This window comes from Arthrobacter sp. 05N33_2, assembly GCF_056397425.1.
Genome location: NZ_JBFTNJ010000070.1, coordinates 1 through 16,546 on the forward strand (window position 1 = coordinate 1; position 16,546 = coordinate 16,546).

Annotated in this window: 12 protein-coding genes, 1 tRNA gene and 1 pseudogene; 11 read left to right on the forward strand and 3 right to left on the reverse strand. The window is 64.5% G+C overall.

Translation table 11 applies throughout. From position 1 onward, the window contains the following. Positions 1 to 206: 206 nt before the first annotated feature. A complete protein-coding gene (locus AC1DHX_RS17875; protein WP_476900306.1) occupies positions 207 to 1,424 on the reverse strand; it encodes a pyridoxal phosphate-dependent aminotransferase in 1,218 nt (405 codons plus the stop codon). A gap of 276 nt (positions 1,425 to 1,700) precedes the next feature. Here AC1DHX_RS17875 and AC1DHX_RS17880 point away from each other — a divergent pair. From AC1DHX_RS17880 to AC1DHX_RS17925, 10 genes are all read left to right on the forward strand, one after another. Beyond that, positions 1,701 to 1,773 (forward strand) — tRNA-Trp (locus tag AC1DHX_RS17880). Positions 1,774 to 1,852: 79 nt separating this feature from the next. Further along, positions 1,853 to 2,137, forward strand: a complete 285-nt coding sequence (secE, locus tag AC1DHX_RS17885) for a preprotein translocase subunit SecE (protein ID WP_028276538.1) — start codon at positions 1,853 to 1,855, stop codon at positions 2,135 to 2,137. A gap of 113 nt (positions 2,138 to 2,250) precedes the next feature. Beyond that, a complete protein-coding gene (gene nusG, locus AC1DHX_RS17890; RefSeq protein WP_476858997.1) occupies positions 2,251 to 3,108 on the forward strand; it encodes a transcription termination/antitermination protein NusG in 858 nt (285 codons plus the stop codon). Between the two features lie 129 nt (positions 3,109 to 3,237). After that, on the forward strand, positions 3,238 to 3,669 hold the full coding sequence (gene rplK / locus AC1DHX_RS17895; RefSeq protein ID WP_018773647.1) for a 50S ribosomal protein L11: 432 nt from the start codon (positions 3,238 to 3,240) through the stop codon (positions 3,667 to 3,669). 184 nt (positions 3,670 to 3,853) lie between these two features. Continuing rightward, positions 3,854 to 4,561 (forward strand): 50S ribosomal protein L1, encoded by a 708-nt coding sequence (gene rplA / locus AC1DHX_RS17900; RefSeq protein WP_018773648.1) that lies wholly within the window; start codon positions 3,854 to 3,856, stop codon positions 4,559 to 4,561. 172 nt (positions 4,562 to 4,733) lie between these two features. Beyond that, on the forward strand, positions 4,734 to 5,873 hold the full coding sequence (locus AC1DHX_RS17905; RefSeq protein ID WP_476858996.1) for a GNAT family N-acetyltransferase: 1,140 nt from the start codon (positions 4,734 to 4,736) through the stop codon (positions 5,871 to 5,873). 166 nt (positions 5,874 to 6,039) lie between these two features. Beyond that, a complete protein-coding gene (locus tag AC1DHX_RS17910; RefSeq protein ID WP_476858995.1) occupies positions 6,040 to 7,149 on the forward strand; it encodes a GNAT family N-acetyltransferase in 1,110 nt (369 codons plus the stop codon). Positions 7,150 to 7,475: 326 nt separating this feature from the next. Then, the gene (rplJ, locus tag AC1DHX_RS17915) at positions 7,476 to 8,069 is read left to right on the forward strand and encodes a 50S ribosomal protein L10 (RefSeq protein WP_476900307.1); all 594 of its coding nucleotides are present in this window, start codon (positions 7,476 to 7,478) and stop codon (positions 8,067 to 8,069) included. 77 nt (positions 8,070 to 8,146) lie between these two features. Further along, on the forward strand, positions 8,147 to 8,518 hold the full coding sequence (gene rplL / locus AC1DHX_RS17920) for a 50S ribosomal protein L7/L12 (RefSeq protein WP_028276543.1): 372 nt from the start codon (positions 8,147 to 8,149) through the stop codon (positions 8,516 to 8,518). A gap of 241 nt (positions 8,519 to 8,759) precedes the next feature. After that, a complete protein-coding gene (locus tag AC1DHX_RS17925) occupies positions 8,760 to 10,613 on the forward strand; it encodes a bifunctional metallophosphatase/5'-nucleotidase (protein ID WP_476855687.1) in 1,854 nt (617 codons plus the stop codon). Positions 10,614 to 10,711: 98 nt separating this feature from the next. Here AC1DHX_RS17925 and AC1DHX_RS17930 read toward each other — a convergent pair. Both AC1DHX_RS17930 and AC1DHX_RS17935 read right to left on the reverse strand, forming a co-directional pair. Beyond that, positions 10,712 to 11,194, reverse strand: a pseudogene (locus AC1DHX_RS17930) (aminoacyl-tRNA deacylase); the annotation flags it as partial. A 90-nt stretch (positions 11,195 to 11,284) separates the two neighbouring features. Further along, entirely contained in the window at positions 11,285 to 12,484 is a 1,200-nt protein-coding gene (locus tag AC1DHX_RS17935; protein ID WP_459385405.1) for an acetyl-CoA C-acetyltransferase, read from the reverse strand. A gap of 396 nt (positions 12,485 to 12,880) precedes the next feature. Between AC1DHX_RS17935 and rpoB the strand changes: the two genes are divergently transcribed. Next, positions 12,881 to 16,396 carry a DNA-directed RNA polymerase subunit beta gene (rpoB, locus tag AC1DHX_RS17940; protein WP_028275121.1) on the forward strand — a complete coding sequence of 1,172 codons (3,516 nt, stop codon included), beginning with the start codon at positions 12,881 to 12,883 and terminating at the stop codon, positions 16,394 to 16,396. Positions 16,397 to 16,546 lie beyond the last annotated feature (150 nt).

Sequence of the window (16,546 nt, forward strand, 5' to 3'; positions counted from 1 at the left end):
CATGTCGCCACCAAATGCCGGATCTTGATATCGGGGTGCATTTTGCTCATGACCCGAGCAAAACCGGTCCGAGTGTCCACGATGTCCTGAGACACACTGTCCACGATGTCTTGAGACAGAAACGTCCATTAAGTCATGAGACTCCACAGTCCTTATCGCACTGGAATAAGGACCCGAAGTGATAGCGCATCGGGGTTTGTGACGTGTTAGTTGGCCTTGCCGAGGAAGTCCTGCAGGCGGGCGACGCCCGTGGCCAGGTCGTCGTCGCCGAGTGCATAGGACAGGCGCAGGTAGCCGGACGGGCCGAACGCCTCGCCGGGAACCACGGCCACCTCGACCTCGTCAAGGATCAGCGCCGCGAGTTCGGCAGAGGTGGCCGGCCGCGCCGGGCCGTTCGCAGACGGGAACTCCTTGCCCAGCAGCGCGCGGACGTCCGCGTACACGTAGAACGCGCCCTTCGGCGTCGGGCAGTCAACGCCGTCAATCGCGTTCAGGCCCGCGACGATCGCCTTGYGGCGGCGGTCAAAGGCCACCTTCATCTCATCGACGGCGGTCAGCGGCCCGGACACGGCCGCGAGGGCGGCGACCTGGGGSATGTTGGAGACGTTCGACGTCGCGTGCGACTGCAGGTTGGTGGCGGCCTTGATGACGTCCGCGGGCCCGATCATCCAGCCCACACGCCAGCCGGTCATGGCATAGGTCTTCGCGACGCCGTTGAGGATAACCACCTTGTCGCCGAGCTCGGGCACCGCGGTGGCGATCGAGGTGAACGGCACGCCGTCGTAGGTCAGGTGTTCGTAGATCTCGTCGGTGACAACCCACAGGCCCTTGGACGCTGCCCACTGGCCGATCTCYTTGACCTGCTCCGGCGAGTACACGGCGCCGGTGGGGTTGGAAGGGGAGACGARGAGCAGGATCTTGGTGCGCTCGGTGAGGGCCGCTTCCAGCTGGTCCACGGTGACCAGGTAGCCCTGCTCCGGGCCCGCGAACACCTCTACCGGCACGCCGCCGCCCAGCCGGATGGCCTCCGGGTATGTGGTCCAAAACGGGGTAGGAACAATGACCTCGTCGCCCGGATCCAGCAGGGTGGCGAAGGTGTTGTAGACGGCCTGCTTGCCGCCGTTGGTCACCAGCACCTGGGACGCCGCCGCCTGGTAGCCGGAATCCCGGAAGGTCTTGTCCGCGATGGCCTGCTTCAGTTCGGGGAGCCCGCCGGCGGGGGAGTAGCGGTGGTATTTCGGCTGGCTGGCGGCCTCGATGGCGGCCTGCACAATGTAGCCGGGGGTCGGGAAGTCGGGTTCCCCGGCTCCGAAGCCAATAACCGGACGGCCGGCTGCCTTCAGCGCCTTCGCCTTGGCATCGACGGCCAGAGTGGCGGATTCGGCTATGGCGGAAATGCGCTGGGAAATGCGGGCGGCAGACATGGGCGGGTCCGTTCTTCGCTTGCAGCTGGAAGGCTGGATGTGGGATTCGACGAAATCTACTCTATGCTGTTCAGCGGATCCCCCGGGGTGCCTGAACCCGAATGTGACTGACGGCTGTCAGTTGGTTTTCGCAGGCACGCAGGGGTCCGAAGAGGGCCGGTTCGACGTAGACGCAGTTGTTGCGTAGACTGGTTCTCCGGTGTTGAAAACACGATGATGGCCTGCGCCTCAGGGAAGCCTGTGGGACGCATCGGCCGGAGCGGTTTTTCTCCCCGAAGGGTAGTGGCGCAATTGGTAGCGCAGCGGTCTCCAAAACCGCAGGTTGCAGGTTCGAGTCCTGTCTGCCCTGCGCATGCTGTTCCGGATTATCCGGAACCAGCGCAGCAACCATGGTTCAGTTCAGAGCCGGGTATCCGATCATTGCGAGGATGAGTGAGGACCAGGTGACCGAAACAGCTGCCAGCAGCTCCAAAGGCCGCCCCGCCAAGAATGCCGCCAAGCCCGGCTTCTTCGCTCGTATCGCGATCTTCATCCGCCAGGTCATTGGCGAACTGAAGAAGGTCGTCGCACCGACCCGTAAAGAACTGATCAACTACACACTCGTGGTACTGGTGTTCGTGACCATCATGATGGTGATCGTCACCTTGCTGGACCTGGCCTTTGGGACCGCGGTCAGCTGGGTCTTCGGCGGCAGCGGCCCCACGGACAGCTAAGGCGACCGGTCCGCAGACTGCGTGGATGCCCCGGGAAACCGGAGATTCCGCGGGGTGTGCGGAATTGAGTCATTTAAATAGGCATGTTAGGCAATGAGGAAGCAGGAGACCAAGTGTCTGAGCAGGAGCTCGAGGTAACTGAGACTGAGCTGGATAAGAGCCAGGACGCCGCGGTGGAAGCCGCGGAAGAGTCCGAGGCTGTGTCTGCTGCGCCCGAATCCGACGTCACTGACGAGGCCGTAGCCACGGAAGCAGAAGCGGCAGACGACGCAGAGGCAGCAGTTGCAGCCGACGCCGACGCTGATGAGGCTGACACCGACGCTGATGAGGCTGACGCCGACGTGCTGGCAGCGGCGGCCGCCAAGGCCGACGTCGACCCCGCGGACGAGTTCAAAGCCAAGCTGCGCCGCCAGGAGGGTGACTGGTACGTCATTCACTCCTACGCAGGCTACGAGAACCGCGTCAAGGCCAACCTTGAGACCCGCATCCAGACCCTGGACATGGAAGATTACATCTTCGAAATCCAGGTTCCGATGGAGGAAGTCGTTGAGATCAAGAACGCCCAGCGCAAGGTCATCAACCGTGTCCGCATCCCCGGTTATGTCCTGGTCCGCATGGACCTGACCGACGCTTCCTGGGGTGCCGTCCGCCACACCCCCGGTGTCACCGGCTTCGTGGGCAACGCCCACAACCCGGTCCCGCTGCGCCTCGATGAGGTCTTCTCCATGCTCGCGCCGGTCTTCGAAGAAGAGCAGGCCGAGAAGGGCAAGCCGGTCAAGCACGCCGCCGCCCAGGTCGACGTCGACTTCGAGGTTGGCGAGTCGGTCATCGTCAAGGAAGGCCCGTTCGAGACCCTCCCCGCCACGATCTCCGAGATCAAGATCGATTCCCAGACCCTCGTGGTGCTGGTATCCATCTTCGAGCGCGAGACTCCGGTCACCCTGGCGTTCAACCAGGTCAGCAAGATCTAGCTTTTCCCTAAGAATTCGCCCCGGGCTGCCCGCTTAGCAGCCACGGAGCGGCCGGCCGCCTTGCCATGGCGGCCACCAACCTGAGGCACGCTCCTGTGCCCCAGGACGTATTTGAGAGAAGGACCTACATTGGCTCCCAAGAAGAAGGTCACCGGCCTCATCAAGCTGCAGATCCAGGCAGGTGCCGCTAACCCGGCCCCGCCGATCGGTCCTGCGCTCGGCCAGCACGGTGTCAACATCATGGAATTCTGCAAGGCGTACAACGCTGCGACGGAAGCCCAGCGCGGCAACGTTATCCCCGTGGAAATCACGGTCTACGAGGACCGTTCCTTCACGTTCATCACCAAGACCCCGCCGGCTGCAGAGCTCATCAAAAAGGCTGCAGGCGTCGCCAAGGGTTCGGCTACCCCGCACACCGTCAAGGTTGCCAAGCTGACCCAGGCCCAGGTCAACGAGATCGCCACCACCAAGATGGAAGACCTCAACGCCACCAGCCTCGAAGGCGCAGCGAAGATCATCGCCGGCACCGCCCGCTCCATGGGTATCACCGTCGAGGGTTAATTCCCCACCGCTGATGCGCCGGGATCGGGAAACCGGTCACGACGCCGTCAGCACCGCCGGCCAGCCGGCACCACCTAAACAATGAAGAGCGGAATTCCGGAACGGATACACCAGCCGGAATGCCGCCTGTGGCAGGGCCCAGCGCGGTCCGCAGACCACAACTGCACAAGGAGAAATAAGCAGCATGGCAAAGCGCAGCAAAGCATATGAGGCAGCCGCGGCCAAGATCGACGCGGAGAAGTTCTACGCGCCGTTCGAGGCAGTGACGCTCGCCAAGGACACCAACCCGTCCAAGTTCGACGCCACCGTTGAGGTCGCTTTCCGCCTCGGCGTTGACCCGCGTAAGGCCGACCAGATGGTCCGCGGCACCGTCAACCTGCCGCACGGCACCGGTAAGGTCGCCCGCGTCCTCGTCTTCGCAACGGGCGACAAGGCTGAGGCCGCAATCGCGGCCGGCGCCGACTTCGTTGGTTCCGATGACCTGATCGAAAAGATCGCCGGCGGCTGGACCGACTTCGACGCCGCCGTCGCCACCCCTGACCTCATGGGCAAGGTTGGCCGCCTCGGTAAGGTCCTGGGTCCGCGTAACCTGATGCCGAACCCGAAGACCGGCACCGTGACCGCTGACGTCGCCAAGGCCGTCAACGACATCAAGGGCGGCAAGATCGACTTCCGCGTCGACAAGCACTCGAACCTGCACTTCATCATCGGCAAGGTTTCGTTCGACGCCATCAAGCTGGCCGAGAACTACGCAGCCGCACTGGAAGAGGTCCTCCGCCTCAAGCCGTCCGCTTCCAAGGGCCGCTACATCCAGAAGGCCACCGTGGCCACCACGTTCGGCCCGGGCATCTCGGTTGACCCCAACGTCACCAAGGTCCTGACCGAGGTCTAGTCCTCACCGGATCCACGGAACTGCGGCTTCGCTGACGTCGCCGGTTCCAGCCAAAGGCCGTCCCGCAACTGCGGGGCGGCCTTTCGCCGTCCTGCGCCGGGACCCCGTGGCGTCCGAATCGTTTGGCATCGGGACCCTTGGTGCCGCCGGACTTGCCGGTTAGGCTGTCCCGGTGACTACGCCGTCGTACCTCATCGAGGAACTCTCCCTGCCCGCCAGCCTTGATGCCGCCGACACCGATGCCGCTGACACGGCGGAGTTCCTCGAATTCATGGAACTCTGCGATGAGCTCATCCTGCAGACCTGGGGCAACCTGGACCGGGCATCGTCCGCGGCGGCCCGCGTGCAGTACTGGCGGGACACGGCGTACACCCGGCTGCGGCTCTTCTTCGTCCGCGTCGACGGGCGCATGGCCGCCAACTCCTGGGTCCGCTGTGAACTGCAGGAGAATCTGGGCAGTGCGCTGCTGCACGTGAGCGTCCTGGATGCCTTCGCCGGGCGGGGCATCGGCCGGGCACTGCTGGAGCACGCCGAGGCGCTGGCCGCCGCCGACGGGAGGACCATCCTGCAGACCTTCACCGAGCACCCGGCCGATTTCGACGTCGATGGCACCAACCTCATCAAGCCCGCCACGGGGACCGGGGCGCTGCCCGCCGGCGCGCCGGGCGTCCGTTTCGCCGGAAAAGCCGGCTACCGCCTGGAGCAGGTCGAACGGTTCAGTTCGCTCGACGTCCCGCCCGCCGCGGACCTCGACGCCCTGGAACGGGACGCCCTGGCCCGCGCGGGGGACTATCAGCTGCTGCACTGGACCGATTCCTGCCCGGAGGAACATGCCGCCCAGCTCGCGGTGCTCATGTCCCGCATGAGCACCGATGCCCCCTCCGGTGCGCTGAGTTACGAGCCGGAAATCTGGGACGTCGCCCGGGTCCGCCACGTCGAGGACACCTGGCGGCGCGCCGGCCAGTCCTCCCTCGTGGTGGCGGCACGGCACCGGGCCAGCGGCGAACTGGCCGCCTATACCGTCCTGCAGACAACAGCCGACAAGCCCTGGCTGGCCAACCAGGACGATACCCTCGTCGCTGTGGGCCACCGCGGCCACCGGCTTGGCATGCTCATCAAGATCCGCAACCTGCGCCTGCTGCGGGAGTCCTACCCAGCGGTCCGGCGCGTCCTGACGTACAACGCCGCCGAAAACGACCATATGCTCGGCATCAACATCGCGTTGGGCTTCAAGCCGGCAGGCTACGACGGCGAATGGCAGCGGACCGCTGCCGCCGCGGACGCAGCCACCGGCAATGAGATCCGGAACTGACCAGGCGCCGGCTGGGCAGAAGCTGCCGGGCGCAGACTGGAGCGGAAACTGCCCGGCGTCACCAATGGAACAGCGGCCCAAACCAGCATATGCTGACGGTTGAAAGCCCGGTTTGAGCCGGGCCGTACCGATGGTGGGTGGCACAACGGCTGGGAAGATGCCCTCTATGGCAAACGATGTACGGATTGAGCAGCTGTGGATCCCCGATTCCCTTGACGCGCCCGATGCCGCCGACTTTCTCGCCGCCATCGAGGTGGGGCGCAGGGTCCGGATGCAGACCTGGGGCACCGACGACCTCGCCTACGCGCCGCAGGAAAAGCTGCTTGAGATGGCGGACCCCTACGAACGACAGGTGATCCTCGTCGCCAAGATCGACGGTGTGATTGTCGGGACTGCGGACATCGCCCTGCCGCTGGTGGACAACCTCGATCTCGCCGAATTCACGCTCGACATCCTGCCGGAATTCCGGCGCCAGGGCGTGGGGAGGCAGCTGCTGGCGGCCGCCGAACATTTCGCCCGGGACGAGGGCCGCCACACGATCCTGATCGACACCAACCACCCGGGATCAACCCTGACGGACCCGGAGACCGAACAGCTCGTGCCCGGCAGCGGCGTCGGGTTCGTCCCGCTGGGCAGCCGTGACGTGGAATTTGCCCGCCACACCGGCTACACCCTGCAGCACATCGAGCAGTTCAGCTCCTGTGCGTTGCCGCTGGACACCAAGCTCGTCGCCGACCTGGAGGCCGAGGCCGAGGAAGCCAATGCCGGCCGCTACCGTCTGCACCACTGGACGGACCGGTGTCCTGACCAGTGGCTCGAGGCCGTCGCCGCGCTGGAAAACCAGGCAGGCGAGGACGAAGTGCCGGGGCCGGATGCCCAGGAAATGGTGTTCGACGGCGGCATCCTCCGGGAAGCGGAGGAAGTCACCATAGCCCAGGGCCGCCGGACGGTGGTCACCGCCGTCGAGCACATCGCCAGCGGAACGCTCGTGGGCCTGACCACCATCAGTGTCCTGGCCCTGCGCCCGGACGTCGTCTTCCAGGACGACACGGTGGTGCTGCAGGAACACCGCGGCAACAAGCTCGGGCTGCTGATCAAGGTCGCCAACATGGAACGGCTCAGCGAACAGTTCCCGGACGCCCGGGTCCTGTACACGTGGAACGCCCCGGAGAACCGCTACCTCCTGAAGGTCAACCAGCAGCTCGGCTTCACGACAGCGGGCGTGACGGGTCTCTGGCAAAAAGAACTCCCCAACTTCGGACCGGCTGTCAGCTGAGGGCTGTTCACCCAGCACTGCCCGCCGGGCCCGATTTGGAACACGCGCGCCGTGTCCCGTAAGCTTGGAGGACCAAAGACCGTCGGTTGTTGGAAATCCACTCTCCCAAGCAAGACTCACTTCTGCAGTCGCGCCGGGAGAGCGCAGTGGATTTCCGGACGAAGGACCCTGAACATAGGGCGGCCGGCGCAGGTGAACGAAGCAAAGCTCCGCGGTCATGGACCGCGTCGAGACAAGCCCCGTGCATCTGCGCGGGGCGTTTTTTAGTTTTTAGCTCTTTTGAGCGGGGACCCGGACATACCGGCACTATCCCCGGAAGGAGGGTTATGGCAACGCCTAGCAAGGTTTCAGCAGTAGCTGAGATCACTAACGATTTCAAGGAATCGAACGCCGCTGTCCTGACCGAATACCGCGGGCTCACCGTTGCACAGCTCAAGCAGCTGCGTGTCTCTCTCGGCCAGGAAACCAAGTTCTCGGTCGTCAAGAACACCCTGACCGCCATTGCAGCCAAGGAAGCTGGTGTCGAAGCATTCGACGGTCAGCTCGCCGGCCCCACTGCAATCGCGTTCATCAAGGGTGACGCAGTTGCAGCTGCCAAGAGCCTGACGGATTTTGCCAAGRCCAACAAGCAGCTGGTCATCAAGACCGGTTACTTCGAGGGCAAGGCACTGAACGCCAGCGAAGTTGCTGCCCTGGCAGCACTCGAGTCCCGTGAGCTGCAGCTCGCCAAGGTTGCAGGGATCCTCAAGGCTCCTGCTGCCGCCGCTGTACGCATCATCGACGCACTGCGCCTCAAGCTTGAAGAAGAGAACGGTGCACCGGCAGCAGCCGAAGCACCCGCCGCTGAAGAAGCTCCCGCAGCAGATGCAGCAGCCGAGGCCGAAGCACCGGCCGAAGCCGCAGCCCCCGAAGAGAACTAGTCCTCTTCTCCATAAGACTCCGGTGCGACAGCGAGCCTCAGGGCCGCAGCGCACCACTATAGGAAGGACGCCACACCATGGCGAAGCTCACCAACGAAGAGCTCATTGAAGCTTTCAAGGAACTGACCATCATCGAGCTCTCCGAGTTCGTCAAGCTCTTCGAAGAGACCTTCGAAGTTACTGCTGCTGCCGTTGCCGTTGCCGGCCCCGCCGCTGCTGCAGAAGAAGCTGAAGAGAAGACTGACTTCGACGTCATCCTCGAAGCTGCTGGCGACAAGAAGATCGCAGTGATCAAGGAAGTTCGCGCCATCACCTCCCTGGGCCTCAAGGAAGCCAAGGACCTGGTTGACAGCGCACCCAAGGCTGTTCTCGAAGGCGCCACCAAGGAAGCTGCCGAGAAGGCAAAGGCTCAGCTCGAAGAAGCTGGCGCCCGCGTTACCCTCAAGTAACACCCGCCGTCCGGATCCATCGCGGTCCGCACTGCTCAAAGGAAACCCCGTCCACTCAGTGGGCGGGGTTTCCTGCGTTCCCGGACCGGAATCCACGCTGGCTGGAGCGCTCCCGTCGCCCGGGATGAACGGCGTCCAAGGATTTGGCAAAGTTTTTCTGATACCCCTGTCGCAGTTTTAAAGCCGCCCCTAGACTGTGGATTTGTGCCCACCGGCCCCTACGTTCAGGAGTTCACCCACCATGCCGAACCCACACGATGCACCCTCCCGCCGCGCGATGCTCACAGCCGCCCTCGTCGGCGGCAGCGCTGCCGCAGCCGCACTGGCGGGAGCCCCCGCAGCCCAGGCCGCTGGCGAACGGGCGGCCACGGGCGGGCCGGACGGCAAGGAGCACTTCACGCTTACAGTGCTCGGCACCACAGATCTGCACAACAACGTCTTCAACTGGGACTACTTCAAGAACGTGCCCTATGCCGACGCCGTCGGGAACAAGATCGGGATTGCCCAGGCTGCCACCCTGATCAACGCAATGCGGGCCGAGCGCGGAGCGGCGAACACCTTGACCATCGACGCCGGGGACACCATCCAGGGCACGCCCCTGGCCTACTACTTCGCCAAAATCCAGCCCATCTCGGCCACCGTGAAACACCCCATGGCGCTGGCCATGAACGCGATCGGCTATGACGCCGCGGGGCTGGGAAACCACGAGTTCAACTACGGCATTCCACTGCTGCGCACCTGGGAGAAGCAGCTGGACTTTCCGCTCCTGGGCGCCAACGTGCACGACGCCGTCTCGGGCCAGCGCGCCTTCACGCCGTACGTCCTGAAGCGGGTCAAGACGGACAACGGCTGGGTGACGGTGGGCCTGGTCGGGTTCGTGACGCCCGGCTGCGCCCTCTGGGACCGCGACAACGTCCAAGGCAGGCTCGATTTCAACGGCATCGTCGAAGAGGCCAAAGCTGTCATTCCGCAGGTGAAGGCCGCCGGCGCGGACATCGTCATTGTCACGAGCCATTCCGGGGCGACTCCGGGGTCTTCCTACGGCGACGCCCTGCCGTTCCCGGAGAACGCCTCCACCCAGCTGGCGGAGGAAGTGCCCGGCATTGACGCCATCCTGGTCGGGCACGCCCACCTGGAGATCCCYGAGCGTTTCGTCACCAACAAGGCCACCGGCAAGCAGGTGCTCCTGACCGAGCCGCTCAAGTGGGGCATGCGGGTATCTGTCATGGACCTCGAGCTCGCCAAGGTGCAGGGGCGGTGGGCCGTCACGTCGGCGCATTCGCACTTGCTGGACGCCAAGACTGTGAACCCGGATCCCGCCGTCGTCCGGGCCGTGCAGGCCGGGCATGAGGCCACGGTGAACTACGTCAATGAGGTCATCGGAACCTCCACGGCACCGCTCAGCACGGCCACCGCCTGCTGGGAGGACTCCGCAGCGATCGACGCCATCAACTACGTCCAGGCGAGCACCATCAAGGCTGAGCTGGCCAACGGTCCTGCGGCCGGGCTGCCCGTGCTGTCCATTGCCGCGGCCTTCTCCCGCGCCGTTGATGTCAAGGCCGGGGCGCTCACCATCCGCGACGTCGCAGGGCTGTACATCTTCGACAACACGCTGCTCTCCGTCAAGGTCACTGGCGCGCAGGTCAAGGCATACCTGGAGTGGTCCGCCCAGTACTTCAAACCGGTGACCGCTACCACAGCCAGGGCCCAGGACGTCACCAATGCCGTGACCGCCACGGCACCGAACGGCACGCCGGACTACAACTACGACGTTGTCTACGGCCTGGACGCGCCGCTGAACTACGAGATCGACCTCGCCCGGCCGGCAGGGGACCGGATCGTCAAGCTGACCTACGGTGGCGAGCCGCTGCGGCTCGAGCAGGAATTCGCGCTGGCCATCAACAACTACCGGCAGAGCGGGGGCGGCAACTTCCCGGCCGTGAAGAGCGCGCCCGTGCTGTCCAACAGCCAGCAGGAGATCCGGCAGCGCATCATCGACTACGTCGTGGACCGCGGGACCTTGGACGTCGCCGTGTTCAGCCAGGCCAACTGGCGCCTCACCGTCAACGGGACGCCATTGACGGTCACCGCCTAACTCCAACTCCAACAACAACGCGGGGTCACTTCCGGCCCATCCCGACCGTCCGGATGGGCCCGAACTGACCCCGCGTTGTTGTTAACCCGGGCGCGCTGGTTGGGTTCAGTGATGTCGGCGACGACGGCGCCCAGCGCCGCCGTCAGGGCATCCGCGTCCACGAACGCGCTGTAGCCATGTTCCCCTGCGCCCATGGAGATCCGCCGGCCCGTGATGGTCTGGTCGGCGTAGACGGGCCAGGGGCGGATGCTGCCGAGCGGCGTGATGGTCCCGCGCTCGTACCCGGTGGCCTCGAAAGCCGTATCCGCCGCCGGCAGCGAGAGCTTGTTGACGCCCAGCAGCGCCCGCAACTTGGGCCAGGAAATCTGCCGGTCGCCGGGGACCAGCGCGAACAGGAAACTGCCGTCCTTGTGCTTGACCACGAGCGACTTCACGATATCCGCGGGCCGGATCCCGAGGATACCGGCCGCCTCCTCAAGGCTGCGGGCGGCGAGGCGTTCAACGATCTCGACGTCCAGCCCCCGCGCCGCGGCGTCGGCGAGGAACCGTTCGCGGCCGCTGGTTGTTTTCTGCTCTGGCATCGCGTCAAATCTTCCTGACTCCTGGCGGCTGTTTCCGGTCCGCCCGGCCGCCCTGTGGTCCGGGCCCGCCCGGCCCGCCGGTTACCGGTCTTAGTCGCGGTACAGCAGCAGCGCTTCGCCCTGGCCGCCGCCGCCGCACAGGGACACGGCTGCCTTGCCGGTACCCCGGCGCTTGAGTTCGTGGGCCGCGTGCAGGGCCAGCCGGGCCCCGGAGGCCCCGATCGGGTGGCCCAGGGCGATGGCCCCGCCATGGATGTTGCACTGCTCCAGCGGATAGTTGAGGTCCTTCAGGGACTGCACCGCGACGGAACCGAAAGCCTCGTTGATTTCGATGAAGTCGAGGTCCGCGGCGGACCAGCCGGCCTTGTCCAGGGCGTTCTTGATGGCGTTCGACGGCTGGGAATGCAACGAGTTGTCCGGACCGGCGACCTGGCCCGGCTTGCCGACCACCGCGAGATACTCGAGGCCGTTGTCCTCGGCGAACTTCCGGCTGCTCAGCACCAGGGCGGCAGCGCCGTCGGACAGGGGAGAGGAGTTGCCGGCGGTGATGGTTCCGTCCGTGACGAACGCCGCGCGCAGGCCGGCCAGCGACTCGACGGTCGTGTCCGGCCGGATGCCCTCGTCGGAGGTGACGGCGATCGGATCGCCCTTGCGCTGCTTGACGCTCATCGGGGCGATCTCGCCGTCGAAGACGCCGTCCTTCGCGGCCCGGGCGGCACGCTGGTGCGACTGGGCCGCCACCTCGTCCTGGGAGGCCCGGTCAATGCCGAGGGTCAGGTTCTTGCTCTCGGTCGACAGTCCCATGGACTGCCCGTCGAAGGCGTCGGTCAGGCCGTCGTGCGCGGCCACGTCCAGGGCCTGGACCGTGCCGTACGCCCAGCCCTGCCGGGAACCGGGCAGCACGTGAGGTGCGCGGGTCATGGACTCCTGGCCGCCGGCGACCACCACCGTGGCGTCCCCGCTGCGGATCATCCGGGCGGCGTCGATCACGGCGGTGAGGCCCGAGAGGCAGACCTTGTTGATGGTCACCGTCGGCACGTTCCAGCCGATGCCGGCGCCGATGGCGCTCTGGCGGGCAGGGTTCTGGCCCGCGCCGGCCTGCAGGACCTGGCCGATGATCACGCTGTCCACCTGGTCGGCCTTGACGCCGCTGGCGGCCAGGGCCGCGCGGATGGCGTGGGTGCCGAGCTCGACGGCGGTGAAGCTGGCCAGCTGCCCGTTCAGGCGCCCCTGGGGGGTGCGGGCTGCGGCGAGAATGACAACATCGTTGTTGTCTGCAGGATTGCTCATGGTGTTTTCTTCCGATCTACTTTCGACTTATGTCTACGTTATCGTGAGCCCCGTCACCTATCCATTCGGCAGGGTGGACACCGTCGCCGCGAAGAGTCGGGGAAATTCCGCCAAACTTCGTGCTTGCAATCCCGCCGGAAGTGGGGTAGACAAGTAGGTTGCTTTGCCGTATCGTAGATATTTGCGTCTTCCCTGTTTACCTTCAGCCTTCATATAGCGGTGGGCTTAGCCTGACAGCTGTTCCATCAATGTGCCGTCTACCACGTGCACCAGCTATGGACAGCGCGGGTCCCGGGTCATATAGCGGAACCGGACTGGTAGCGCTGCGGAGTCATTCTGCAGAGTGCATAACGGGGGAGATCTGACAACGCCTGAAGGTCTGTGGAAGGATCCCTCTTGGTCGCCTCGAGCACCTCTAATGTAAACAACGCTACCGCTATCAATGCCGACAGCACCGACGGTGCAACCCGCCGGCTCTCATTCGCAAAGATTCACGAACCCCTTGATGTTCCGAATCTGCTCGCCCTGCAAACCGACAGCTTTGACTGGCTGGTCGGGAACGAACGCTGGCAGGCGCGCGTTGCGAAGGCCGTCGAAGAAGGCGACCTCAGCGTCGCCACCTCCTCGGGTCTGTCCGACATCTTCGAAGAGATCTCCCCGATCGAAGACTTCCAGGGCACCATGTCCCTGAGCTTCTCCGAGCCGGAGTTCGCTGACCCCAAATACACCATGGCTGAGTGCAAGGACCGTGACGCAACGTACTCGGCTCCGCTGTACGTCAAGGCCGAGTTCATGAACAACAACACGGGCGAAATCAAGCAGCAGACCGTGTTCATGGGTGACTTCCCGCTGATGACCGAGAAGGGCACCTTCGTCGTCAACGGCACCGAGCGTGTCGTCGTCTCCCAGCTGGTCCGCTCGCCGGGCGCCTACTTTGAGCGCACCGCCGACAAGACCAGCGACAAGGACATCTTCACCGCGAAGATCATCCCCTCCCGCGGCGCCTGGTTCGAGCTCGAAATCGACAAGCGCGACCAGGTCGGCGTCCGTCTYGACCGCAAGCGCAAGCAGTCSGTCACCGTKCTGCTGAAGGCCCTYGGYTGGACCGAAGGCCAGATCCTCGAGGAATTCGGCCAGTACGACTCCATGCGCGCCACGCTGGAGAAGGACGCCACCGAGACCCGCGAAGACGCGTTGCTGGACATCTACCGGAAGCTGCGACCGGGCGAGCCGCCCACGGTTGAGGCTGCCCAGTCCCTGCTGGACAACCTGTACTTCAACTCCAAGCGCTACGATCTGGCCAAGGTCGGCCGTTACAAGATCAACCGCAAGCTTGGCATCGACCGCTCCCTTGGCGACAAGGAAGCTTCGGTCCTGCACGTTGAAGACATCGTGGCCATGATCAAGTTCCTGGTTGCGCTGCACGCCGGCGAGAAGACCCTCATGGGCAAGCGCGACGGCCAGGACCACGAGCTCCGCGTCGAGATCGATGACATCGACCACTTCGGCAACCGCCGCATCCGCGCCGTCGGCGAGCTCATCGAGAACCAGGTCCGCACCGGCCTGTCCCGCATGGAGCGCGTTGTCCGCGAACGCATGACGACCCAGGACGTCGAGGCCATCACGCCGCAGACCCTGATCAACATCCGTCCCGTCGTGGCAGCCATCAAGGAGTTCTTCGGAACKTCCCAGCTGTCSCAGTTCATGGACCAGAACAACCCGCTCTCGGGTCTGACCCACAAGCGCCGCCTGTCCGCGCTTGGCCCGGGTGGTCTGTCCCGTGACCGTGCCGGCATGGAAGTTCGTGACGTGCACCCGTCCCACTACGGACGTATGTGCCCCATCGAAACTCCTGAAGGCCCGAACATTGGTCTGATCGGTTCGCTGGCTTCCTACGGACGCATCAACCCGTTCGGTTTCATCGAAACCCCGTACCGCCTTGTCGCCGAGGGTGTCGTCTCCGATGAGGTCAAGTACCTCACGGCCGACGACGAAGCCGAGGTCCTGATCGCACAGGCCAACGCACCGCTCGACGAGAACAAGCGTTTCGCGGAAGAGACCGTCCTGGTCCGTGCCCGCGGTGGTGGAGGCGAGCCTGTGCTGGTTCCCGCCGCCGACGTCGAGTTCATGGACGTTTCCCCGCGCCAGATGGTGTCCGTGGCTACCGCCCTGATCCCGTTCCTCGAGCATGACGATGCCAACCGYGCACTCATGGGTGCCAACATGCAGCGCCAGGCCGTGCCGCTGGTCCGTTCCGAGGCACCGTTCGTCGGTACCGGCATGGAGCGCGCCGCAGCCGTCGACGCCGGTGACGTTGTCATCGCCAAGAAGGCCGGTGTGGTTACCGAGGTCTCCGCTGAGCTGGTCATCATGCTCAACGACGACGGTACGGAAACCAACTACCGCATCAACAAGTTCGCCCGTTCCAACCAGGGCAACTGCTACAACCACCGTGTCCTGGTAAGCGAAGGCCAGCGCCTGGAGGTCGGCGGCATCATCGCTGACGGCCCGGCAACGGACCAGGGCGAGCTCGCCCTCGGTAAGAACCTGCTCGTGGCATTCATGTCATGGGAAGGCCACAACTTCGAGGATGCCATCATCCTCTCCCAGCGCATCGTGGCCGAGGACGTCCTGTCCTCGATCCACATCGAGGAGCACGAGATCGATGCCCGCGACACCAAGCTTGGTGCCGAGGAAATCACCCGTGACATCCCGAACGTGTCTGAGGAAGTCCTGGCAGGCCTGGACGAGCGCGGCATCATCCACATCGGTGCMGAGGTTGARGCCGGCGACATCCTGGTCGGTAAGGTCACCCCCAAGGGCGAGACCGAGCTGACCCCGGAAGAGCGCCTGCTGCGCGCCATCTTCGGTGAGAAGTCCCGCGAAGTSCGCGACACCTCCCTGAAGGTGCCGCACGGCGAGTCCGGCACCGTGATCGGTGTCCGCGTCTTCGACCGCGACAACGACGACGAGCTGCCCCCGGGCGTCAACCAGCTGGTGCGCGTCTACGTCGCTGCCAAGCGCAAGATCACCGACGGCGACAAGCTCGCCGGCCGCCACGGCAACAAGGGTGTTATCTCCAAGATCCTTCCGATCGAGGACATGCCCTTCCTTGCCGACGGCACCCCCGTTGATATCGTCCTGAACCCGCTGGGTGTTCCGGGCCGCATGAACGTCGGCCAGGTGCTGGAAACGCACCTCGGCTGGGTTGCCAAGACCGGCTGGAAGATCGAGGGCGAGCCCGAGTGGGTCAAGCAGCTGCCGAACCTGCCGCGCGAGAGTGGCCAGACCACTGTGGCGACGCCGGTCTTCGACGGTGCGCGTGAAGAGGAAATCACGGGCCTGCTCGATTCCACCAACGTCACCCGCGACGGCGACCGCCTGATCAACTCTTCCGGCAAGACCCGTCTGTTCGACGGCCGCTCCGGCGAGCCGTTCCCGGATCCGATCTCGGTCGGCTACATGTACATCCTGAAGCTCCACCACCTGGTGGACGACAAGATCCACGCCCGCTCCACCGGCCCGTACTCCATGATCACGCAGCAGCCGCTGGGTGGTAAGGCACAGTTCGGTGGCCAGCGCTTCGGTGAAATGGAAGTGTGGGCGCTCGAAGCTTACGGCGCCGCGTACACGCTTCAGGAACTGCTGACGATCAAGTCGGATGATATCCACGGTCGTGTGAAGGTCTACGAAGCCATCGTCAAGGGCGAGAACATCCCCGAGCCGGGCGTTCCTGAGTCCTTCAAGGTCTTGATCAAGGAAATGCAGTCGCTGTGCCTGAACGTGGAAGTGCTTTCCACGGACGGAACCACAATTGAAATGCGTGACTCTGATGACGCAGTCTTCACGGCTGCGGAAGAACTGGGCATCGATCTGTCTCGTGCAGAGCCCAGTTCCGTAGAAGAGGTTTAGCAGGGGGTTTACGACGGCGGGTTCGCACTCGCCGTCGTAAGCCACCTCCCTCTTCCCGTAACCCAAGACTTCAGAATTTAGAGAACAAGAGAGAACAGGGACCATATGTCCAGCGAATCCTCCTTCGGCCTCATGCAGATCGGCCTCGCC

Bases quoted from the DNA above. Each gene is read 5' to 3' on its own strand.
- rplA (WP_018773648.1), top strand. From the start codon at position 3,854: ATGGCAAAGCGCAGCAAAGCATATGAGGCAGCCGCGGCCAAGATCGAC.
- AC1DHX_RS17935 (WP_459385405.1), bottom strand. From the start codon at position 12,484: ATGAGCAATCCTGCAGACAACAACGATGTTGTCATTCTCGCCGCAGCC.
- AC1DHX_RS17910 (WP_476858995.1), top strand. From the start codon at position 6,040: ATGGCAAACGATGTACGGATTGAGCAGCTGTGGATCCCCGATTCCCTT.
- rplL (WP_028276543.1), top strand. From the start codon at position 8,147: ATGGCGAAGCTCACCAACGAAGAGCTCATTGAAGCTTTCAAGGAACTG.
- secE (WP_028276538.1), top strand. From the start codon at position 1,853: ATGAGTGAGGACCAGGTGACCGAAACAGCTGCCAGCAGCTCCAAAGGC.